The sequence below is a fragment of the Phytohabitans kaempferiae genome (assembly GCF_042433955.1).
GTDB lineage: Bacteria > Actinomycetota > Actinomycetes > Mycobacteriales > Micromonosporaceae > Phytohabitans > Phytohabitans kaempferiae.
Window position 1 is genome coordinate 1 of sequence record NZ_JBHLUH010000002.1, and the last position, 22,045, is coordinate 22,045.

The 22,045-nt window shown below is 68.6% G+C and carries 21 protein-coding genes and 1 pseudogene; 9 read left to right on the plus strand and 13 right to left on the minus strand.

The window, feature by feature from the left end:
- A partial coding sequence (locus tag ACFFIA_RS00245) for a transposase (RefSeq protein ID WP_377243413.1) occupies positions 1-700 on the plus strand: 700 nt, incomplete at its 5' end.
- A 79-nt stretch (positions 701-779) separates the two neighbouring features.
- Here the strand turns inward: ACFFIA_RS00245 and ACFFIA_RS00250 are convergent.
- The 11 genes and pseudogenes from ACFFIA_RS00250 to ACFFIA_RS00300 all read right to left on the minus strand — a co-directional run bounded on the left by ACFFIA_RS00250 (position 780) and on the right by ACFFIA_RS00300 (position 11,507).
- Positions 780-1,031, minus strand: coding sequence for a hypothetical protein (locus ACFFIA_RS00250; RefSeq protein ID WP_377243416.1), 252 nt, complete (start codon positions 1,029-1,031; stop codon positions 780-782).
- A 136-nt stretch (positions 1,032-1,167) separates the two neighbouring features.
- Positions 1,168-1,428, minus strand: a pseudogene (locus ACFFIA_RS00255) (LysE family translocator); the annotation flags it as partial.
- Positions 1,429-1,465: 37 nt separating this feature from the next.
- Positions 1,466-2,878, minus strand: a complete 1,413-nt coding sequence (locus ACFFIA_RS00260; RefSeq protein WP_377243419.1) for an FAD-dependent oxidoreductase — start codon at positions 2,876-2,878, stop codon at positions 1,466-1,468.
- A complete protein-coding gene (locus tag ACFFIA_RS00265; RefSeq protein WP_377243422.1) occupies positions 2,871-3,773 on the minus strand; it encodes a dihydrodipicolinate synthase family protein in 903 nt (300 codons plus the stop codon). Before ACFFIA_RS00265 ends, ACFFIA_RS00260 begins: the two co-directional genes overlap by 8 nt.
- Positions 3,774-3,799: 26 nt before the next feature.
- Positions 3,800-5,440, minus strand: a complete 1,641-nt coding sequence (locus ACFFIA_RS00270; RefSeq protein WP_377243425.1) for an FAD-dependent oxidoreductase — start codon at positions 5,438-5,440, stop codon at positions 3,800-3,802.
- A 36-nt stretch (positions 5,441-5,476) separates the two neighbouring features.
- Positions 5,477-6,313 carry a carbohydrate ABC transporter permease gene (locus ACFFIA_RS00275; protein ID WP_377243428.1) on the minus strand — a complete coding sequence of 279 codons (837 nt, stop codon included), beginning with the start codon at positions 6,311-6,313 and terminating at the stop codon, positions 5,477-5,479.
- Entirely contained in the window at positions 6,306-7,292 is a 987-nt protein-coding gene (locus tag ACFFIA_RS00280; protein WP_377243431.1) for a carbohydrate ABC transporter permease, read from the minus strand. Before ACFFIA_RS00280 ends, ACFFIA_RS00275 begins: the two co-directional genes overlap by 8 nt.
- Positions 7,289-8,533 carry an ABC transporter substrate-binding protein gene (locus ACFFIA_RS00285; RefSeq protein WP_377243434.1) on the minus strand — a complete coding sequence of 415 codons (1,245 nt, stop codon included), beginning with the start codon at positions 8,531-8,533 and terminating at the stop codon, positions 7,289-7,291. Before ACFFIA_RS00285 ends, ACFFIA_RS00280 begins: the two co-directional genes overlap by 4 nt.
- Positions 8,534-8,591: 58 nt before the next feature.
- Positions 8,592-9,302 carry a FadR/GntR family transcriptional regulator gene (locus ACFFIA_RS00290; protein WP_377243437.1) on the minus strand — a complete coding sequence of 237 codons (711 nt, stop codon included), beginning with the start codon at positions 9,300-9,302 and terminating at the stop codon, positions 8,592-8,594.
- Positions 9,277-10,353: an exo-alpha-sialidase gene (locus tag ACFFIA_RS00295; RefSeq protein WP_377243439.1), complete on the minus strand. Its 1,077-nt coding sequence runs from the start codon at positions 10,351-10,353 to the stop codon at positions 9,277-9,279. Before ACFFIA_RS00295 ends, ACFFIA_RS00290 begins: the two co-directional genes overlap by 26 nt.
- 2 nt (positions 10,354-10,355) lie before the next feature.
- Positions 10,356-11,507 (minus strand): sialidase family protein, encoded by a 1,152-nt coding sequence (locus ACFFIA_RS00300; RefSeq protein ID WP_377243442.1) that lies wholly within the window; start codon positions 11,505-11,507, stop codon positions 10,356-10,358.
- Between the two features lie 227 nt (positions 11,508-11,734).
- On the opposite strand from ACFFIA_RS00300, the gene ACFFIA_RS00305 reads away from it, so the two are divergent.
- Positions 11,735-11,878 carry a hypothetical protein gene (locus ACFFIA_RS00305; protein ID WP_377243445.1) on the plus strand — a complete coding sequence of 48 codons (144 nt, stop codon included), beginning with the start codon at positions 11,735-11,737 and terminating at the stop codon, positions 11,876-11,878.
- A gap of 255 nt (positions 11,879-12,133) precedes the next feature.
- A complete protein-coding gene (locus tag ACFFIA_RS00310) occupies positions 12,134-12,424 on the plus strand; it encodes a hypothetical protein (RefSeq protein WP_377243448.1) in 291 nt (96 codons plus the stop codon).
- A 315-nt stretch (positions 12,425-12,739) separates the two neighbouring features.
- Here the strand turns inward: ACFFIA_RS00310 and ACFFIA_RS00315 are convergent, their stop codons facing one another.
- Both ACFFIA_RS00315 and ACFFIA_RS00320 read right to left on the minus strand, forming a co-directional pair.
- On the minus strand, positions 12,740-13,240 hold the full coding sequence (locus ACFFIA_RS00315; RefSeq protein WP_377243450.1) for a hypothetical protein: 501 nt from the start codon (positions 13,238-13,240) through the stop codon (positions 12,740-12,742).
- On the minus strand, positions 13,233-13,565 hold the full coding sequence (locus ACFFIA_RS00320; protein WP_377243452.1) for a hypothetical protein: 333 nt from the start codon (positions 13,563-13,565) through the stop codon (positions 13,233-13,235). Before ACFFIA_RS00320 ends, ACFFIA_RS00315 begins: the two co-directional genes overlap by 8 nt.
- 134 nt (positions 13,566-13,699) lie before the next feature.
- Here ACFFIA_RS00320 and ACFFIA_RS00325 point away from each other — a divergent pair, with 134 nt between their 5' ends.
- The 6 genes from ACFFIA_RS00325 (at position 13,700) to ACFFIA_RS00350 (ending at position 21,886) form a co-directional block, all read left to right on the plus strand.
- Complete coding sequence (locus tag ACFFIA_RS00325; RefSeq protein WP_377243454.1) at positions 13,700-14,617, plus strand: DUF6615 family protein; 918 nt, start codon at positions 13,700-13,702, stop codon at positions 14,615-14,617.
- Positions 14,618-14,864: 247 nt separating this feature from the next.
- Positions 14,865-15,149 (plus strand): hypothetical protein, encoded by a 285-nt coding sequence (locus tag ACFFIA_RS00330; protein ID WP_377243456.1) that lies wholly within the window; start codon positions 14,865-14,867, stop codon positions 15,147-15,149.
- A 101-nt stretch (positions 15,150-15,250) separates the two neighbouring features.
- Entirely contained in the window at positions 15,251-15,697 is a 447-nt protein-coding gene (locus ACFFIA_RS00335) for a helix-turn-helix domain-containing protein (RefSeq protein WP_377243457.1), read from the plus strand.
- Between the two features lie 4 nt (positions 15,698-15,701).
- Positions 15,702-16,808, plus strand: coding sequence for a Dyp-type peroxidase (locus ACFFIA_RS00340; protein ID WP_377243459.1), 1,107 nt, complete (start codon positions 15,702-15,704; stop codon positions 16,806-16,808).
- Between the two features lie 107 nt (positions 16,809-16,915).
- Positions 16,916-21,346, plus strand: a complete 4,431-nt coding sequence (locus tag ACFFIA_RS00345; RefSeq protein WP_377243461.1) for an RHS repeat-associated core domain-containing protein — start codon at positions 16,916-16,918, stop codon at positions 21,344-21,346.
- A 36-nt stretch (positions 21,347-21,382) separates the two neighbouring features.
- Entirely contained in the window at positions 21,383-21,886 is a 504-nt protein-coding gene (locus ACFFIA_RS00350) for a hypothetical protein (RefSeq protein WP_377243463.1), read from the plus strand.
- Positions 21,887-22,045 lie beyond the last annotated feature (159 nt).

Genomic DNA, 22,045 nt, shown 5'->3' on the forward strand with positions numbered 1-22,045 from the left:
GATCGCCGGGGAACGCGACCCGAAGACCCTCGCTCAACTGGCCCGCACACGCATGCGCACCAAACTGCCCCAACTGCAAGAGGCGTTCGTCGGCCGCTTCAGCGAGCACCACGCGTTCCTGCTGGCCCGGATGCTCGCCCAGATCGACACCATCAACGCCGATATCACCACGATCGAGCAGCGCATCGCGGAGCTAGTCGCCCCTTTCGCCGCGGCGGTGACCCGCCTGGATGAAATCCCCGGCGTCGCGACCACCGCCGCCCACGCCATCCTCGCCGAGATCGGGGTGGACATGACCCGATTCCCCACCCCCGGCCACCTGGCCTCCTGGGCCAAGTTCGCCCCCGGCGTCAAACAATCCGCTGGCAAGAACAAAGGCAACGGCGCCACCGGGCACGGCAACCCATACCTAGCCCGCACCCTGGGCGAAGCCGCCGTCGGCGCGTCAAAAACCAGCACCTTCCTCGGCGAGCGCTACCGCCGCATCGCCAGACGCCGGGGCAAAAAGAAAGCCGTCGTCGCCATCGGCCGATCCATCCTGACCATCATCTGGCACCTACTCAACGACGAGCAAGCCAGGTTCATCGACCTCGGACCCGACCACCACAACACCCGTACCGGCACCCAACACGCCATCCGCAACCACATCCGCAGCCTAAACGCCCTCGGCTACCAGGTCACCCTCCAACCCGCCACATAACCACACCAGCAACCCTCGACCCGGCTCCGCTGCGCTACACCGGGACGCTGCCGCACGCCCAGTAACGCTCATTTTCGGATTAGTCCTTACGGCCGCTGACGGCCAAACCGACGCCGAGCCCGACCATCGTGAGACCCGCTGCGCCAACCAGGTCCAAGTGCCGGGCGGAGCGGGCGAACCAGGACAGGACCGTACCCGCCGCCAAATCCCACACGGAATCCATCGCCAGGGCGATCGCGGCGAACACCGCGCCCAGGACCACCATCTGAAGGCTGGCATGCCCGGCGGACGGGTCGACGAACGGCGGAAGGATCGCCGCGAAGAACACCACCGTCTTCGGGTTCGTTACGCCAACGATGAATCCCTACACCAGCGTGCGACCGCCACCGATCGGGGGCCGCCTGCGCCGCAAGGGCCTCCCGCAGTGCCCGGCGGTGCCTGATCGCCTGGATCCCGAGGTAGATCAGATATGCGGCACCGGCAAGCTTGACGGCGGTGTAGATCACGGCGGAGGTCTGGACGATGGCACCGATACCAACAGCGACGGCCGTGGCCGCAGTGAGGCTGCCAGCCGCCCCGCCGACGACGGTCGTCAGCGCGGCCCGCCGGCCGTACGCCAGGGCGCGGCTGATCGCGAACAGCACCGCGGGGCCCGGTATCACTATCAACACGAACGACACGAGCGCGAAGGCGGCCAGACGATCAGGCGATGGCATGCGCCCAGGCATGACGATCAGGCAACCACTTCCGCCGCGCGGACTCACGCTAGTCGATGATCCCGATCCGTTCGATCAGGTCCGGGTCGGGTTCGGGGAGCGTGGCTCGCAACACGGCGCCGCCGCGCAGCAGTGCCGCTTGCAGCGGCCCGATCGGCACGTCGCGGATACCCACCCGGTTGTGCACGGCGTGTGCGGCCGCTGTGCCGACCGCCTGCCCCTGGGCCATGCACGTGGTGATGACCCGCGTCGAGCCGATCGCCTCGTGGCTCGCCGACATGCACTTGCCCGCCACGAAGAGGTTTTCCACCCCGCGCACGGTGAGGGCTCGCAGTGGGATGTCGTACGGGCGCACTGAACGCGAGTCGACCCAGCTGCCGTCGGGCGTGTGGATGTCGATGTGGTACGCGCCCACCGCGACGCCGTCGTCGAACGTCCGCCCGGCCTGGACGTCGTCCGTCGTCAGCACGTAGTCGCCCATGATGCGCCGGCTCTCCCGGATGCCCAGCATGGGGGCGATCTCCAGCAGCCGGGCCGATTTGAAGCCGGGCAGCCATTTAACGAAGAAGTTCATCAGCGGCATCACCTGCGCGTACGCGTCGGCGTACGCATCGGAGAGCGAATCGGCGTCGATCGGGTCGAACACCGCGACCTTCGTCGTGACGGCGACGAGTTCGTCCGGCGGGTGGGTCTTGACACCGACCACCCTGCTGGCGGGAACGTCGAGCTCGCCGGCCTCGGTGGCCTGCTTGATGAGCCCCGCGAAGCCGCCCAGCACGATGACCTGTTGCGTGGGCAGGCGTTCCCGCAGCCGGTCCAACGCCACGGGGTGGTCGGCGAGCAGGTCGCGGAAGCCGATGTCCGCACGCATGAGTCCGGCGACGAACTGCTCGCGGTCGATACCGCCGACCCGGAACACGAGCGTCGGCGCCTGGACGCGGCCGTCGGCCGTACGGCCCTTGGCCCAGTCGGCGCCGGCCAGCGCCGACAGGTCGCCGTCGCCTGTCGCGTCGACGAACACGTCGCCGGCGACGAGCTCGGAGCCGGACTTGCGCTGGACGACGACGCCGGTCACCCGGTCACCGGCGCGGACGACGTCGACGAGCAACGTGTGCAGCATGACGCGGACGCCCGCCTCGCGCAGCAGGCGCATCGCCACGCACCGGTAGACGTGGCTGTTCATGGACACCGCCGACCCGCACACCGGGTCGAGCGTGATCTCGGACGCTTCGCCCAGCGCGCGCAGCTCGGCGACGATCTCGCCGGCGATGCCGTCGACCACCTGCTGGTAGCGGCGGGAATGGAAGCCCAGCCACGGCAGGATCGCCGAGTTGCCGCCGACGAACCCACCGCTCTCGATCAGCGTGGTGGGAACGCCGGCACGCCCGGCCGCCAAGGCGGCGGCGAGCCCGGCGGCGCCGGACCCGACCACCACTACCCCGTCGACGCTCCGCTCAGACATGGCGTTCCTCGTCGGCGATGGCGGCAACGGCGGCCGTGGCCACGAGCGCGGCGGCGGCGGGGTCGAGCCGGGGAAGCCCACGCGCCGGATGAGGGGTGCACAGGCCTCGTTGGGCCACCGCGGCCTTGAGCCCGGCCAGCCAGTAACCCGGGCGGTACACCTCGCAGGCCCGGTCGAGCGCGGCCTGCAGGGCGTCGACCGTCTCCGCCGCCCCGTCCTTCCCGGCTCGCACGAGTGCACAGGCGACCGCCGGGGTCAGGTTGGCGATGCCGGGCACGGCACCGGCCGCGCCGGCCAGCATGCTGCGCCCGATGAGGGCCTCCGCGCCCTGCAGCACGGCGACGCCGAGCTGCCGCGCGGCTTCCAGCATGCCCTGGAACGCATCCCAGTCGCCGCTGCTGTCCTTGATGGCGACCACGTTGGGTGCCTGCCGCACGACGGTGGTCAGTATCGACGGGGTGATGACGCTGTGGGTGGCCGGCGGGATGTTGTAGAGGACGACGGGTAGGTCTGTCGCACCGGCGATGTGTACGAGATGGTCGGCGACGTGGCGGTCGTCGTGCAGGAAGTAGTACGGCGCGGTCGCGACAACCGCGGCTGCCCCGGCTGCCGCCGCGACCTCCAACGCCTCCACCGCCCGCCGGACACTCGGCTCGCCGATCCCGGCGAGCACCGGCACCCGTCCGCGAGCGGCCTTCACGAAGGCGCGCACCGTCTCCTCTCGCTGCGCCGGGGTGAGCGCCGGTCCCTCGCCGCTGGAGCCGAGGACGAACAAACCGGTGACGCCGGCATCGACGAGGTGGTCGGTCAGGCGGTGGATCGCCTCGACGTCGACCTCGTCTTCCGGGGTCAGTGGGGTGATCACCGGCGGGATCACGCCGTGCAGGTGCAGCATGCCTCTCCTCAATGTGGATCTTCGGGTCAGTAGGGCCGCACGTCCGGCGGCCAGCTCAGCTCGACGCCCCGCGCGACGAGATATTTCTGGAAGTCCTCGCGGAGGGCGTCCGTGTCGCGTACCGCCACGGGGGACACGCGCTGCTCGACGCAGAACGCCGCGAGCGCACCGGCCGCCTCGCCGATGTTCCACTCCACCGGGTGCACCCGGTAACAGCCGTTGGTGATGTGGGTGGTCCCGATGTTCTTGGCCGCAGCCACCAGGTTGTCGACGTCGCCGCTCAACAGGGCGCCGAGCGGGATCTCGAACGGCCAGGCCGGGTCGTACCGGCGGTCCCCGCCCTTCGTCGAGGGGTGAAGGTCGATCTTGTAGCTGCCGACGCCGACGCTGTCGCGGTACCGGCGCACACCCCGGTCGCCGCGGACCGACTGGGCGATGTCGTTCTGCGTGATGGTGTGCAGGGCCCGTAGCCGCCGGCCCTCGCGGATGTAAGGCGCCATGGCGAGGCCGTCGGGCGTTCCGGTGACGTCGCCGCGCAGGCGCAGGCCGGGGAAGCCGGTGCCTCCGTCGGCCCGCGGCGCCTCGGTCTGTAGCCAGTAGAAGAAGCTCAGGCTGAGCTGCCGGGCAGCCTCGATGTTGGCCGCCGCGACCTCCGGTGCCACGTCCACGATCGAGCCGTCGATATAGTCGTTGGCCGAGCAGTTCACGAGCGTGATGTCGCTCGGTGGAGCGGGGTCGAAGTTGCCCCGCGCGATCAGCCGGCGGAAGCGCCAGATGTCCTCGGTGGCGACGTAGGCACCGTTGTCGCCGAAGCGGCCGCGGTGGCTTGCCGAGACGATCACGCCCGCGTCGGTCGCCGGGTCCGGGTTGGGGCGCAGCACCCGCCGTCTCCGTTCTTCGTCGTCGGCCGCGGGTCGCGGCCAACCGACCTGAGGGGCGGCGCGCACGGGAGCGTCCGGCGCGGTCCAGCGTCCGTACTGCTCGGGCTTGTCGATCGTGTGGTCCTCACCGTCGAGGTGGTCCATCGCGAAGCACACGGTGAAGCCCTGCATCATCTGCGGGTCGCCATGTTCGGGGGCTCCGGGTTCGCCCGTCTCCCGCTGGCTTTCCGTGCCGGTGACGTAGGGCACGCGGGCCAGCGGCAGCAGGTCGCCGGTCTCGGTGGCGTCGAGCACGTACGCCGCGGTGAACCACCGGGCCTGACCGGTCCCGTCCGCGAAGCGCACCGCGCGCACCCGCGGGCCGTCGCGCTCCACCTCGTCGGGTACGAGCCCGGTGATCACCCGGAGCCGCCCGGACGCCTCGTGTGGCGACAGCATCTCCCGCAGCACGGCGAGAGCGACCCGGGGCTCGTGGCACAGGGCGCTCACCGCACCGCTGCCCGGGTTGAGGTGGACCGACACCCGCGCCCGTTGGGACAGCGGACAGTGCTGGCGGTAGTGGTCGCGTACGGCCGTCCGGAACCGCCGGTACGAGGCTGTCGCGCCGAACCGCTCGATCCACGGGTGCTCGTCCGGCGGCACCGCCTGTGAGGTCAGCTGCCCGCCGATCCACCGCGTCGGCTCGGTGAGGACAACCGTCGCGCCGGCGTCGGCCGCGGCCAGCGCCGCGGCGACGCCGCCGACACCGCCGCCGACAACAAGGACGTCCGCGTCGAACGCCGTCATGCTCGTACCCCTTCCGCTGAGCCGTCGCCGGGTCGGCTAGGCCTTGACCGCACCGGTCGTCAGACCCTTGATGAACTGCCGCTGCATGATGAGAAGGCACAGCAGCAACGGCGCCGTCGAGATCACCGTCCCGGCCGTGATCGCGCCCCATGGCGACTGCTGGACGACGGAGAAGTTCAGCTGCGAGTGCAGGAACGCCAGCCCTACCGGCATGGTGAACTGGGACGAGTCCGTCAGCATGACAAGCGGCAGCAGATATGCGTTCCACGCGTTCAGGAACAGCAGCAGGCCGGCCGCGCCGAGTCCGGGCCGTACGAGTGGCAGCGCGACCCGCCAAAACACCCGGAACTCGCCACAGCCGTCCAGCCGGGCGGCGTCGAAGAGCTCCTCCGGCAGCTGGCTGAAGTACTGCCGCAGAAGGAAAAGGACGAGCGCGTTGGCCGCCAGCGGCAGGACCACCGCCGCCCAGGTGTTGAGCAGGCCGATCTCTCGCATGATCGTGAACTGCGGGATCACCGTCGCGTACTCGGGTATGGCGAGGCTCGCGAGCACCAGCGCGAAAAGCACCGTGCGGCCGCGGAAGCGGTACCTAGCGAACCCGAAGGCCGCGAGCGCGGCGACCGCCAGACCGAGCACGGTCGTCAGCAACGAGATGCCGAGCGTGTTGAGCATCCACCGCGGGATCAGCGTGTCGAACGCGGCACCGTAGTTGGCCAGGGTGATCGACGTCGGGATCAGTGACGTGTCGCCGAGCTGGCTGTCGGGTTTGAGCGAGGAGACGAGCAGCCAGTAGAGCGGCAGCGCGGTGAAAGCAACCAGGAGCGTGACGGCGGCGCCGCGGAAGAGCCTCCCGCCGAGGGTGGTGTCACGCATGGTCCGCGCTCCGCAGCACCCGGTTCACGATCAACGTACTCGTGATGATCGCGACGGCGAGGACGGCGGACGCCGCGGCACCCTCGCCCAGGCTGAACTCCTCGAACGACGCCTGGAAGATGTACATGACCGCGGTCAGGGTCGACCGGGCCGGACCACCGTCGGTCAGGACATCGACCTCGGCGAACAACTCCCATGCCGCGATGCTCGAGGCGACGAGGACGAACGCCGTCACCGGTTTGAGGAGGGGGAAGGTGATGTAGCGGAACTGTTGCCAGGCGCCGGCGCCGTCGAGGGAGGCCGCTTCGTAGTACTCCTCCGGGATCGACTGCAGGCCGGCGAAGAGGATGACCGCGTAGTAGCCGAGGACGCGCCAGATACGCAGCAGGACGATGGACCACGGTGCCAGGTTCGCGTCGCTGAGGAACATCACCGGTTCGAAGCCGAGCGACTCCAGCGTGCCGTTCACGAGACCGACCCGCTCGTTGTAGAGCAGGTCGAACACGAGCGCTACGGCGATGAGCGACATGGTGATCGGCGCGAAGACGACGATCTGTACGAGGTTTGCGGTGCGGCGCTTGAGCTGCCTGAGGAGCACGGCCACGAACAGGCACAGCGGCACGAGCGCGAGCAGGAAGACGACGAGCATCCGGAACGTGTTCGACATGGCCCGGCCGAACAGCGTATCGGTCAGCACGGTGGAGAAGTTGTCGGTGCCGACGTACTCCGGGGTCGCGCCGAGCGGCCAGTCGACGAACGCCATGCCGAGCGCGAACAGTACCGATCCCGCGCCGAACGGAAGGAACAGCAGGAAGAACGGGGTGATGAACAGGTACGGAGCGACCCGCGGATGCCTACCCGGGCCGCGGGGGCGGTCCGGCCGGGCCGGTCCGCCCCTTCCGGTCCGCCCGCCCGACGCCCGCCGGCGAACCAGCTCGCCGACCGCCGCCGAGCGACCCAACAGTGCCGGCCGGGTCATAGGGCTTCGAGCTCCGAAATGATCGCCTTGACCGCCTCGCTGGGCGACTTCGCACCGCTGTACGCCTGGTCGACCGCGGCGGTGATGGCACTTTCGGTCTCCGGCCAGTTGAAGAAGTGGAACGGCGGGTAGGGCACGCTGCCGAGGTCCTTGATCACGCTCTGACCACCGAAGTAGGGGTCGGCCTTGTCGAGGTCGATCTTGTCAGCCGCCGGCTTGTAGGCCACGATGCCGATCGTGTCGATCTGGGCCTGGAGCCCCTCGTTGGTGAGCCACCACATGATGAAATCACGGGCGCCCTGGGGATTGTCGGTGTTCTTCAGCCCCGCGAAGAGGCTGCCACCGAACACCCCGGTCGTCTGTGCCGCGCCCGGCGACCAACGGGGCCAGGTGACCAGCCGCCACTGCCCGGACTGGTCGGGCACGTTCTTCTGCAGGTTGGTGCTTCCGACGCCGTAGTTCATCGTCCAGCCGACGATCTGCTCCTTGCGGATCGCCTCCCAGAACGTCGGGTCGGTCCACACACCGCGGTAGACGAGGCCCTCCTTGTCGAGGTCGACCATGAACTGGAGGGTCTGCGCGGCGAGGTTGGCGTCGGCGGCCAGTTCGCCGCGCTCGTTCCACCACGTGCCGCCGCGCGAGTTGTAGAAGGCGTTGAACATGTTGGCGCCGTTCGCGCCGGGCGGTTGGATGAACATGTACTGCTTGCCGCCGGAGGCCGCCTTGAGGCCCCTGGCGACATTGACGATGTCGGCCCACGTCGGGTCGTCCGGGACTTTCAGGTTGTGCTTGGCCAGTGCCGCCTCGTTAATCCACAAGCCCATGTTGCCGGGCCCCATGGTGAAGGAGTTGATCTCCTTGTCGTTGCCGACGAGGATGCCGTCCGCGAAGTTGTCCTTCTGCGGACCCAGCTGAGCCGTCATGTCGAGGAACTGACCGGTCTTGAACAGCCCGCCCGACTCCCGCAGCGGAAGATGCACGACATCCGGAAGGCCTTCGCCGCCCTGCAGTCCCACCACCAGCCGCTTGGAGACGTCGCCGACGGGCACCTCGACGACCTTCACCTCGTAGTCGGGATAAGCCTTGGCGAACCCCGACTCGATGACATCCGGCATCGTGCTCGAGAACGTCCAAATCTCCAAGGTCTTGTCGCCGCCCGCGTCGCCGGACCCGCCGGACGAACAGGCCGACAGGGCCAGGCCGAGCGTCGCCAGTATGGCCAGTCTTCGCTTGTACCGCATGCATGTCTCCAATCGCCAAATGGTCAGCGATCACAAGTCGCTTGGGTCGAACCGGTGTCTAGCCCGGCTCGCCGGTGTTGAGCCGGTGTCTTATGTCGTCGAAGTGACGGATCATGGCTTCGACGACACCTTCCTGCTTTGTCAGGGCCTCGACGATGTCGAGGTGCACCTCGGCGATCGCCGGCCCGTCAGGCGAGGCGGAGGTTTCGGCCGTTCGCAGTCGATGGAAGATCTCCCAGAAGAGATCGATCATCTGGGTCACGAGGGCATTGTCGAGCGGCTCGTAGAGCCGCCGGTGGAATTGCCGGTCGAGGTCGGCCAGCTCCGGTCCGCCCGGCTTGGCGCGGGCCATCGACTCCGCCAACCGCCGGAGATCCGCGAGATCGCGACGGCGGATCCACTCCGAGGCGCGCAGGATGAGGCCCTCCTCGAGGCCGGCGCGCAGTTCGAGCAGATTTCGCAGGTCGCGGTGCTGGAGCTGGAAAGCGTAAGGCAGGTTCTCGATGATGGGTTTGAAGGAGAACGGTTCCACGAACGTGCCCTCGCCGTGGACCGTCCGCAGCACACCGATCGTCTCCAGGCCCTTGACCGCTTCGCGCAGCGAAAGGCGGCTAAGGCCGAAGGTGGCCGCCAGCTCCTCTTCCGGCGGCAGCCGGTCGCCGGCGACGAGCCGGTTGTCGACGATGTACGTGCGCAGCTTGTCCTGCGCGTCCCGGTACTTCGGTGTCTTCATCGGACGATGCTCATGACGTAAGCCAGTCCATGTCAAAGCGGACGACGTGCAGGGGAGCACCGTTCGACGCGGACGTCTCGTTCGTCATGTAGACGACAACGATGGTGCCGTCTTTCGCCACGGCGACGTCCGAGTAGCGGACCGACGGCGCGCTGCCGGTGATCAGCTTCTCGTCGATCCAGGTCTGTCCTTCGTCGACACTGCGACGCACGTACAGCTGGCCGGACCGAGTGACCGTCATGATGAGTGTCTGGTTGTCGTAGCGGTCGAAGCCGAGGTTGTTGCTGGCGCCGAATGAGTGTTGGACGGTTCCGTTGTTCGAGTAGAAGTCGGCGATGCGTATCTTGCCGATCCGACCGTCGGTCGTATTACCGGTCCGCCATGGCACCAGGGCGGTGCGCGAGATCGCGCCGTCGATGAAGTACGGCTGGGCCTTCGTCTCGACCGTGCCGGCGAACTCCGGCGTCGCGGTCCAGCTGGCGCCGCCGTCGTCGCTGTAGAGCAGGCAGGCCCGCCCCGGCACGACGATCCTTCCGGTGCCCGGCAGGAAGGTGAATCCCTTGCCGCCGTTGGAAGGCAGCCCGTTGGTGTGGGCACTTGTGATCGTCGGTGTGGTGACCGGTCCCCAAGTGTCGCCGTCGTCCGTGCTGCGGCGCTGGTGGACCGTGAGCTGGTCGGTCGACCAGTTCTGCGGACCGACGGCGTACATGATGACCAGGTCGCCGTCGTTCCGGTAGAGCACGGGGGCGTAGCCGCATTGCCCACTCGGTCCGGCGGTCTGGTAGACGTAGCGCATCGGGCCCCAGGTCTGCCCGTTGTCGGTGCTGTGAAACGTGACGATGTCCGCGGCACCCTTCTCGTGGTGTCCACCGGGGACCGTGGTGGTGTACCGCACCTGCGCGGCGATCGTCAGCGACGTGCCGGTGTTGGCGATGATCGCCGGCAGCATGTGGTTGCCTGCGGAGATCTGGCCGACGTCGTCGAAGAATCCCGCGGTCCGGGCCGCGGCCGGCCGCGCGCGGGTCGCCACGGTGGCGGCCGAGAAACCGAGTGCGGCGGCTCCGACGATGAGTGTCCGTCTGTCCATGTTCAGCGTCCTTGTCCGGAGGGAAGAGGCATCGTGACGCGGTCCGCCGATGGGCCCAGCAGCTCGCGGAGCGAGAGGGTTTCGGTGGCGAGGTCCCACCGGCGGGTTTCGGGATCGGTGATGCTGAAGGCGAGAAGTACCCATCCATCGACGAGTGTCCAAGCTGGATAGTGGTACCAGAGTTGGTCATGCGCGTGCAGGGTCGGACCGCGCCGCCAGGTGTGCCCGCCATCGGCGCTGATCGATGCCACGAGGGTGTTTCGCGGTCCCGACATCCGGGCGTCAGGATCGAACCCGGCGTTGTGCAGCAGCAGCAGGTACCCGCCCGCGGCCAGCAGGACGCTCGGCGCAGACGGAGCGCCGACGCCCAGGGGAACCGGCAGCGACCAGGTCTGGCCGCCGTCGGTCGACCGGCTGCCGTAGACGTCGCCGAGCGCGGACCGGCCGGCCAGCAGAAGCTCGCCGCCCTCCACCTCGACGACGGAGCTCTCCCAGAGCCCGCTGAGGTGTCCTGCCCGACGTCCGGCGAGAGCGATCCGGGCCGTGACGTGCCACGTCGCGCCGCCGTCGTCCGACACCGTGATCACCACCTCGGCGACATCACCGGCGACCTGATGGCAAGGCTGGACCAGCCGGCCGGACGCAAGCTTCAGCATCCGGTGGTGCGACGCCGTGACGTAGCCCGCGATCCCGGTCATGTCGACCGGATCTGTCCAGGTCGACCCGCCGTCGGTCGAGCGGCGGAACAGCCGGCGGGCGGCTGCCGGGCTCTCCCGCACCGAGTAGCTCAGCCCGATGGTGTGGTCGTCGACCGCGAGCAGCGAAGGCTGCATGGTGTTGATGCCCGCCGTGTTGGGAACGAGGACCTTCGGCTCTCCCCACGTCGAGCCGCCGTCCAGCGACTCGAGGAAGCGAATCTCGGCTGGGTTGTTATCGCGCGAGTAGCGCCATTCCCGTCCCACCGCGGTGTCGGGCACCACCACATCGGGCGCCGCCGCGAACGCCGACCAGGCGAGCACGGTCCGGCCCGGCAGAACAAGCCAGGAGGCCTCGCTGTGGCGAGGCTCCGCGCGGGTGGCGGGCACAAGCATCCTCACGTCCACCACCTCGCCTCCCGCTCCGGGCCGCCGAACAGAACACCGTCCGCCGGACATATGATGTATGGCTCCAGTCATCTGATGTCCAGACGTTACCGTCAGATGTCTGCCGGGTCAACAGGTGACCTTGGAAGGCGGCAGGACGCTGCACGCTGTTGCTCGAACAGCACCGAAGGGCACCCGTTTGGGGACCGCGGTGGTTTACAGGTCAGCACATCCCACACCTACGACAGCAGCGAGTTGCTCACCGAGGTCGCCCGCACCAGCAGCCACAACCTCACCTGATGCGCCAGCGCGAGCTGGCACCGCTGCTGACCCGATCACCACAGCAGCGCCGCGGCGGGATCGACCACCCCTGGCCACAACCGCTGCCGCCAACCTGGTCCGGACAGTTCGACCGCCCCGAACCGCTGCCCTACATCCGCTGACCGATCACCCGTTGGTGTGCTCTGAACCGAGATTCCCCTCATCGGCGCCCGCGCAAGACGGGATGGGCAACGTGAGGATATGCCCGACCACCTTGTCATCTCACCGGGCGGAACCAGCGAGGGTCGCGCTGAGCGCCTGGGTGAGCAGGCTTCGCGGACCGGAATGCCGATCTGGGATGCCGATACCGGCAGTACCGTGCATCCTGACGGAACGATCACGCCACCAGCGCAGGCTGGATCGACCGAGGATTAGAGGTGGCCTCGATTCGCCAACTACCCTCCGGCAACTACCAAGCGGCAGTTCTGCTTGCTGGCGGCACCCGCACCACCCAGACGTTTCCGGACGAAAACACGGCGCTGGCCTGGGCAATCGAGATGGAGACCGAGCGTGATCGGCTTCGTGACCAAGCACGAAACCGCAGCGTAAATGTGCATGTCACGGCTCTGTTGGCGAAACTTGCGCACTTGGCCGACAAGAGACAGCTAACCGTCGAACACCGCGACAGATTGCGGGCCATCACCAGATCAATCCGCGCCGCGTCGTAGGAAAGGGTGGCCACATGTGGAGTGGATCAGATCTGGATCGATTCGATTGGAGCCTCTCACGGATTCGGACCGTGCCTACCGTCCCAGGCTCATCGCTCCGGAACATCCACGCTGGCGATGCGCTCACCCGTGAGGTTCGTGCGCGAGCTATGACCGGGGTGGTTGGTTAGTCGGTGGTCATTTCGGCCTACAGCAACCCGGCAAGTTCCGGCCGAACCGCCCGTGATGATGTTCCGGCTGATCTGGCGCTGTGATTGGCGCCCGTCGCCAGACGGGTTGGAGGTCAGCCAGTTCGCCCGCGCCAGTACCAGCGTGTCACGCCTGCGGTCCCAGACTGCGTCGGCGGGCCCGCACCGTGAAGCGAGGACCGACCCCGCTGTAGCCACCGCTGGTGGCGACGTCCCAACCGCGTTGTTGGCGCATCTGTTCCGCGAACGCGCGAAGATCACGAATCGTACAGCCGCAGTCGAGCCGGACCTCGACGGAGATGTAGGTGCCGTTCGGATTGCGCTCAAACTCGTCGACCTGCCAGCGGACCTGGTGCTCATGGTCTACCAGGCCGGTGCGGGCCTCGTCATGAACCCACCCCATACCACGCGCATACTGATCGAGATCATCGATGGCGAAAAGGTCACTGCGGTAGTTGCCCGGCCAGACCGCGAACAGGCGCGACTGCCCCGCCAGAGCCCGCTGGCAAGCGGCCCTGTCGGCGCCCTGCGACACCGCGCCGCCGGCTGCCACCTCGATGTAGCACATCGTGCCCAGTTCGTACGGGAACTCCGTGCCCATCGCACCCGCGCTGCGCGGCTCAGCCATCGCGCAACCAAGCACTCGCCTGGAAGCACGCGGTAAGCCACAGCGCCTCCGGCTGATTCAAGATCACGTCACCGATGATCGGGACCCGAGCGAACGCCGAAGACTCCGAGACACCTTCGATCCCGATCCGGAACATATCCGGGCTGATCCGCAAAGGCTCCCAACCCAGGTCGCTGTGTAGTAGCACCGCCTGTGCCTCGCCGGACCGCTGCACGAACACCAACTGTTCTCCGTGCTGATTGACGAAGTAGCCAACGTAGTCCCTATCGCCGAAGGCGCCGCCCGATATCGAGGCCAACGCCGCTACCAGGTCGGTGCGGCTCATCGTAGCTCTACCTCCCCGTGAAGCCGAGCTAGCTATGCTCGGCTGCGGAGCCTTCGCAGTCAAGCCCACACGCCGACCGGCATCGGCAACGGCGGCGACTCGATCAGCACCCCCGATGCTGCCATCATGGCCCGGTGACCGAAGCGGCCGCTGAGAAGGCGCGACAAGGACTGATGCGCGAGGCGCTCGCCGACGTGCTACTCGACCGTGCGGTCTGGACCCACGCCCGCCTGACCGCCGGCCGCCAACACGGCGTCGACCTGCACGAGGAGACCATCACCCAGGACCTGCTCCTGGATATCGCCCGCGCACTGCCAGACCTGCAGATCAAGACCTACACCCGAGCTCAGGAAGCCCGCATCGGCGGCGACTGGCAATGGGATTGGTGGTTCGGCGGCTACCGATGGTTCGGACTCAGGCTGCAAGCCAAACGTCTCAAACGCATTCGCCGCAAGGGGCTCGGCTACGACCTCGGATACCGAGTCGGCGCACGCCGCACCCGACAGGTCGACCTCCTCACCGAGGGAGCCCGGCGCGACAACATGGATGCCGCCTACGTCCTCTACAACGGTCCAGACCTGGACCTCACGTTCGACTGGGTATGCCATCGACTGCCCGCGAGCGCGCCCTTCTTCGGCGTCAGCATCCTGCCCGCCGAAGTGGCACGACAGTTGGCCGACGCGAACACGCGCGACCTCGCCACCGTCGCCGGCCACGCCCGCCCATGGTCGTGCCTGGCCACCTGCCCCTTCGGCGGCTGCACCAACCAAGGGCCATGGCGACGCTGGCCACCCGACGACTGGCCCGACGGTGTTGAACGCGATCTTGCCGAGCAAGTGGCCGCGAGCTTCCACCGGATCGCGATGCAATCCCGCTACCGCCAAGACTGGGGACCTCAACAGGAACAACGGCTGTACCAGCGCGTCCAGGCCGCCACCACACCCGACCGTAACCAATACATCCACCAGCTCCTGGATACGGGCAACATCGCCGCAGCACCACGGCAGGTGATGGCTGTAACGATCTTCGATGAAACCCGCCGTCGGGCCTGACACGGGTCGGGAAATCCGGCCCGCAAAACATCGACTTGGCGCATCTGAGCTCAGAGGCGACTCGAACCCCAACACGGTGTCGGAGTTTGAAACCCAACAACTCGGAGCGGGCACCATCTCTGCCCTGAGAGTTTGAACGGGGCGACGGCCATCGTGGACATGCGCCTCCGGTGGCATCGCTGCCCAGGCCGAGCAGACCGCGCAGGCGCAGACCGACCGTAAGCCGGCCGCACAGCGGGAGCTGAACGTGCGCTACGAGGCCCAGCCGAACTTCTACTTGGCGTGGGACGGTGGCTGGCTGCCGTTGCAGTGGGATGGGTGGTCGTGGCTGCCCAGCGCGGTCCACGTCGCCGGGGATGGGAAGGTCACGGCCGGTCAGGGGCACGGCTGGCGGCGGAGTCCACACCGGACGGGTTCGTGCCGGACCGGTGGGCCGGGCGGCGACGAGCTCGCCCCCGCCCACCGCGCGCCCACCGGCTCCCCCGACCAGCTGGCCTACCAATACGGGCAAGTAGCCGCAGTCTGGTGGTGACGCCTAGCCATGACCGTGACGGTGCGCGAGCGAGGGAAGACAATGAGTGATTGTTGTGATTACACTACTGGCCGGGAGTCCTTTCCACGGGGAGGCTTGGGATGACCGTTGCACCGCGGCGTACGACCACGGGCAAGCAGGCAGATCCGGCGCAGAAGTTGACCATAGAGCTCGCGGCGCAGTTGCGTGATCTTCGGAGACGGACGGGTAAGAGCCTGCGTGAGCTGGAGCGGTCCACCCTGAGCAGCGACTCGTCGCTGTCGCGCTACCTGGCCGGTCGCGCGTTGCCGCCGTGGCAGGTGGTCGCTGTGCTCTGCGAGGAGGGCGGCGGCGACAGCGCGCGGCTCCACGATCTGTGGAGCCGGGCCCGGCAGGCGCGGGCGACGGCGCGGATCGGTGACCAACCTCCACCCGGTGAGCAGTCTCTACAGTCGACAGTGGTGTCGAAGGTCGGTGTCCGGCGGCTTCCGCTGCGGTGGCTTGTCGCGGTCGCCGCGGTCGCTGGCGTGGTCGGCTTGCTCGCCCGGCGGCGTCTCGCCCGCGCCTGACGTGGTGGCGGACGACAAGCGGGTGCCGCGCCGTGCGGTGTTGGCCGGCGCCGCAGCGGTCGCGGCCGGCGGCGCCGGTGTCCTCGCGGCCTCCCTCACAGCCCGTGACACACCGGCCACGGGCCTTGTCGCCCATCAGCCCGGCATTGTCACGCCGCCGCCGGACAGGGCGGTCCTGGCGGCGTACGACGTGCGGGCTACCGACCGCGCGGGCCTTGTCGCGCTTTTCCGGCGGCTGACCGATGCGGCCCGTGGCTCCGCTGCAGAGGTCATGGTCGCGGTCGGGGGGTCGCTGTTCGACGGCAGGTACGGCTTGGTGGCGGCCCGGCCGCGCCACCTCACGCGCATGCCGTCCTTTCCTGGCGACGTGCTCGACGATGCCTCCTGCCATGGCGATCTGCTCATTCAGTGTTGCGCCGCCGGCGCGCCGCAGCCGCTCACCGACCCGGACCTGGCGCCCCGGTGGCGGATCGACGGCTTCCGCGCGGAAAACACCGTGACCGCGAACGGCCGCCCATCGACGCGGAACCTGTTCGGTTTCCGGGAGGGTGCTGGCAATCCTGACCCGGGGGACGCCGCCGAGATGGAGCGGCTGGTGTGGGTGCGGCCTGGCGGCGAGGAGCCGTCGTGGACGGCCGGTGGCACCTACTTGGTGGCCCGGCTGATCCGCTTCGCCACCGCGCTGTGGGACGCCGACCCGGTCCAGCGCCAGGAGGCGATCTTCGGCCGCCGCAAGAGTGACGGCGCGCCGCTGGGCCGCGACCGCGAGGACGCTGACTTCGACTACGCCGACGATCCCGCCGGGCGGCTCGTCGCCTTGGACGCGCACATCCGCCTGGCCAACCCGCGCACCCCGCAGACCGAGGGCAGCCGGATCCTGCGTCGCGCGTACTCGTACCGCCGCGCGCTGGACGCCGCCGGCCATCCCGACGAAGGGCTTGTCTTCGTCTGCTTCCAGCAGGACCTGGAGCGCGGCTTCGCCGCGGTGCAGCGCCGCCTCGCCGGGCAGCCCCTGGACCGGTACATCCTGACCATCGGCGGTGGCTACTTCTTCGCGCTGCCCGGCGCGGAGCCCGGCGGCTACCTGGGCCGCGCACTCCTCGAGCCCTGATCGCGGGCCTATCCCAACCTCGTCCCCGGTGCGGCCTAGCGCATGGAGGGACGGCCTGGGACGGCTGAGGATGAGGCGTCCGCTCAGGCGAGTCACGGGGAGTCGCTATGAAGATGGGTCCGGCTGCCGCGGTCGTGTCGTTGCTCGCGGCCGGGTTCCTGGTGGCGCCGGAGGCGCCCGTCGCAGTCGCCGTCCCGCCACCGGCCACCGTGCCGGCGGCGGCCGCCCAGGCCCCACCCCGTGCCGCCGCCGCGCTGCCGTCCAACCCGGTCGACTACGCGTACGACGGCGCGGGACAGCTGCGCGGCGTCACCCAGCCCGCGGCCGGCGGGCAGAGCGCGCGCTACGGCTACGACGACGGCGGCAACCTGCTGTCCATACAGCGGTCCGCCTCCAGCGCGTTGACCGTGATCAGCGTGGTGCCGAGCCAGGCACCCGCTGGCGCCACCCTGACGATCTCCGGGACCGGCTTCGCCACCACCGCCTCGGCCAACACCGTGCGCTTCAACGGCACGGCGGCGACCGTCACCCAGGCCACCGCGGTGCGCCTCACCGTAACCGTCCCGGCCGGCGCGACCAGCGGCACGGTCACCGTGACCACCTCTGCGGGCACCGCGACGAGCGCACAGCCGTTCACCGTGGCGGCCGCGGTGCCCACGCCCACGGTCACCGCGCTCAGCCCGACCCGCGCGGCGGCCGGTGCCACCGTGACGGTCACCGGCACCGGCTTCGACACCAGCCCGGGCGGCAACATCGTCTCCTTCGGACGGACCCGCGCCCGCGTGACCGCGGCGACCGCGACCAGCCTGACCGTGACCGTGCCGGAGGCGGCCGGCTCGGGCAGGGTCACCGTGGCCACCGCCGGCGGGAGCGCCACCAGCGGCAGCGACTTCGTGGTCGTGCCCACGCCGTACGCGAGCACGGCGATCGCCAACACCGGCGTGCTGCCGATCGACACCGGCAGCGCGTCGATCAGCGTGCCGACCGCCGGGCAGGTGGCGCTGTGGCGGTTCCACGGCACGAAGGGCCAGCGGCTGAGCCTCGGCCTGACCGGCTCGACGTTCCCCAGCAACGACTTCCGGGTCGCGATCTTCTCACCGTACGGGGCGCCGTTCGCCCGGGACGAGTTCAACGAGCCCTGGCACTACGCGGCGTTCGCCGCCGACCCCACTCCCACCCGGTTCGCCGGCTCGATCCTGGCCTGGAACGGCGACGGTTGGGACCTGCGCATGCGCGACGGCACCGTGTACGTCTTCGGCGACGAGGCGCCGCTGCAGGAGATCCGGGACCGCTACGGCAACACGGTGACGATCACCCGAGCGCCGTCCGAGCCGGACGCCCTGGGTGTGGTGCGGGCCAAGGGACCGATCACCCAGCTCACCTCACCGAACGGCAAGTGGATCAAGTTCAGCCACGACTCCGCCGACCGGATCACCCGCGCGGAGGACAACATCGGCCGCGCGGTCTCGTACACCTACGACACCTCCGGCCGCCTCGCCACAGTGACCGACGCCAACGGCGGCCAGACGGTGTACACGTACGAGTCGGGGCGGCTCAAGACGATCCGGGACGCCCGTAACATCGTCTACCTCACCAACGTGTACGACGCGAATGGCCGCGTCCAGGAGCAGACGCTGCCGGACGGCGGTACCTACCAGTTCGACTACGTCACCGACGCCAGCGGCCGGGTCACCCGAACGGACCTGACCGACCCGCGTGGCCATGTGCGGCGGGTGACGTTCAACGCGGCCGGCTTCAGCACCAGCGACACCGCCGCCCACGGTACGCCGCTGGCGCAGACCCTTCAGACCACCCGTCACCCCACCACCAACCTGCCAACGTCCTATCTGGACGCGCTCAACCGCCGCACCGACGTCGGCTACGACGCGTACGGCAACGTCACCAGCGTCACCGAGCTGGCCGGCACCGCTGGCGCGCGCACCACGACAATCGCGTACGGCGGCCCGTTCGACCAGGTCAGCAGCGTCACCGACGCGCTCACGCACAGCACCCTCTACGCGTACCAGGCCAACGGCGCGCTGCGCACGGTCACCGACCCGATGTCCCGGGTGACCACATTGGACAGCAACGAGGGCGGGCAGATCACCAAGGTCACCGACAACGACGCCAAGGCCACCACCTTCGGGTACGTGCTGGGCGACCTGACCACGGTGACCGACCCGCTCGGGCGGGTGAGCCGATGGGCCAGAGACGGCATCGCGCGCCCGGTGCGGATCACCGACCCGCAGGGCAACGTCACCCGGGTCACCTACGACGGGTTCAGCAACGTCCGCACGGTCACCGACCCGATCGGGCGGCTGACCGACTACCAGTACGACCCGAACGGCAACCTCACCACGGTCACCGACCCGCGCCAGAATGCCACCGAGTACGGATACGACTCCTCGGACCGGCTGCACACGGTGACCGATCCGCTGGACCGGGTCACCACGTACGACTACGACGGCAACGGCAACCTCGAGACCGCCACCAGCGCCCGAGGGAAGGTCACCTCGTACGACTACGACGAACTGGACCGGCCCGAGCTCGTGCGGTACGGCGTCTCCGGGACCACCACGCAGGAGAGCCAGGTCGCCTACACGTACGACGCGGGCAACCGGGTGCGGACGGTCGTGGACTCGGCGGGCGGCACCACCACGATCACACCCGACAGCCTCGACCGGGTCACCCGAGTGGTGAGCCCGCAGGGGCAGGTCGACTACACCTACGACAATGCCGACCGACGCGCCACCATGGCGGTGTCAGGACAGCCCCAGGTGGTCTACGGGTACAACAACGCCGACCAGCTCACCAGCGTCGCCCGCGACGCCGAGACCGCCGCCATCGGCTACGACACCGTCGGCCGCCGCAGAACCCTCACACTCCCCGCCGGCGTCACCCAAACCTACGGGTACGACCCGGCCAGCCAGATCACGTCGATCACATACACCCGCGGTAGCAGCACCCTCGGCGATCTCACCTATGACTACGACGAGACGGGCAACCCGATCCGAGTCGCTGGTAGCTTCGCCCGCGGCACCATACCCGCCGCGTACGGCCCGGCCAGCTACGACAACGCGAACCAACTCGTCACCAACGGGGTCTCGGCCCACGCCTACGACCCGGACGGCAACCTCACCTCCGACGGCACCGCCACCTACACGTGGAACGCCCGCGACCAACTCACCACCTACACCAAACCCGGCCTGACCGTCTCCTACGGCTACGACGGCCTGGGCCGTCGGTCCAGCCGCGACACCGGCGGCGTCAACACCAACTACCTGCACGACGGGCTCAACGTCGCACAGGAGTACACCGGTACAACGCCGTCGGCGCGCCTGCTCACCGGCGGTATCGACGAGGTGTTCAACCGCACCACCACCGGCGGCGACCGATCACTGCTCACCGACGCACTGGGCAACACCATCGCGGGCGCAGACAGCGCGTCGATCGGCGTGGAATACACCTACGAGCCGTTCGGCGCCACCACCGTCACCGGCACCGACCTGGGCAACCCGACCCGCTTCACCGGCCGAGAGGACGACCCCAGCGGCCTCTACTACTACCGGGCCCGGTTCTACTCACCATCCGCAGGCCGGTTCATCAGCCAAGACCCCCTCGGGCTCGGCTCGGGCGACACCAACCCCTACACATATGTGTTCAACCAGCCCACCAAACTCATCGACCCGATGGGCACCAAACCCCAAGGCTCCGGCGACTGCCTGTCCAACAGCTTCACCGCCGGCACACAGGTGTTGATGGCCGATGGCAGCCGCAAACCGATCGAGCAGGTCAAGCCGGGCGACAAGGTGATGGCCACCGATCCGGAGTCGAGTGAGTCCAGTGCCCGGCCCGTCACCGCGGTCATCAAGGGCGACGGCGCGAAGACGCTAGTCGAGGTGACCGTGCGCGGCCAGGACGGTAGCGAGCGTCCACTGACCGCGACTGATGGCCATCCGTTCTGGGTCGACGACGACGGCCAGGCCGAGACCCCGGGCGGCCGGTGGATCGACGCGGTCGAGCTGCGGCGTGGGCAGTGGCTCAAGACCGCCGACGGCGACCTCGTCCAAGTGGCGGGCATACACGCCCACACCCAACACGCCGCCGTCTACAACCTCACCGTCGAGGGACTCCACACCTACCACGTGGCCGCCGGCGACACGTCGGTCCTGGTGCACAACTGCGGCGACGCGTACGAGTGGGCGAAGCCCAACGCACCCATCGACGTCCTCGAGCCCGAACACCGGTGGGACCCGAGCAAGGGAACGCCGGTCCTCGGCCGCCTGCGGGACACCGAAATAGTCGAAGGCTGGCCCGACTACACGTACCTGAAGCTGGACCGCTGGAACATTGCGCGGAACGACGCCTACATCCAGACGATCATCAACCAGCGGGGCAGTGTCCTCACGGTATCCCCCACGAAGGGTAACTACTGGAACAAGAAGCGTCAGGAGCCCACCGTGTACGCCCGGGAGATACAGCAGCTGCTCCAAGCCGGCTACCGGTGGCAGGGTGATTACCTCATGCCGCCTGTGTGACCATGGTGTCGTCTACTACGGGACGGGAGGTGGCCGGTGGGTGCGTTCGCTCGGCTGCGCGACAAGCGGTTCAACGGTTATCTCGCGTACCGCGTCCCGCATGAGCTCGACTCCATCGTGGACGCCGCAGTGTCGGCGTACCGGTCGGGATCCGAGGGCGCGCGGCGTCAGCTGACCGGTGACCTCAACGCGGATGCGGCCGCGGTCCTGAGCGTCTACGGCGAGCGCATGGCGGTCCTGGCGGTGCGCACCCGGTCGGTGGAGCCGCTTCGACGCGGACTCGTCGGGATGGGGCTCGCCGAAGGAATCCTCGACGACTACCGGGACAACCTGATCGTGCTCGCGGCGGTCAACCACAGTGCGGACACCGTCGGCATCGGGCTTACCAACCTGATCGACGACGTCGAGGCTGACCTGTCAGAGCCTGCGCTCGCGCGGTTCCGCGACTTCGCTCAGTGGCGTGACGACGAAAAGTCCCTCCACGCGATGGGCCGGCGCACCAAAGGCGAAGGCGACTCCTTCCGTTACGTCTCTGGCTAACCTAGCCTGCGTCCGTGATCGTGAAGGTGGCAGATCATCGGCGTGTGGGTTAGGCGAAGTGCCTCTTCTGCAAGGAACCTGTCGGTGTCGAATCGAACAGGGTCTCTGGCGGAAGGGGCACTTCGCACGTGCGTGGTCGAAGGATCTTCAGGTCACTGC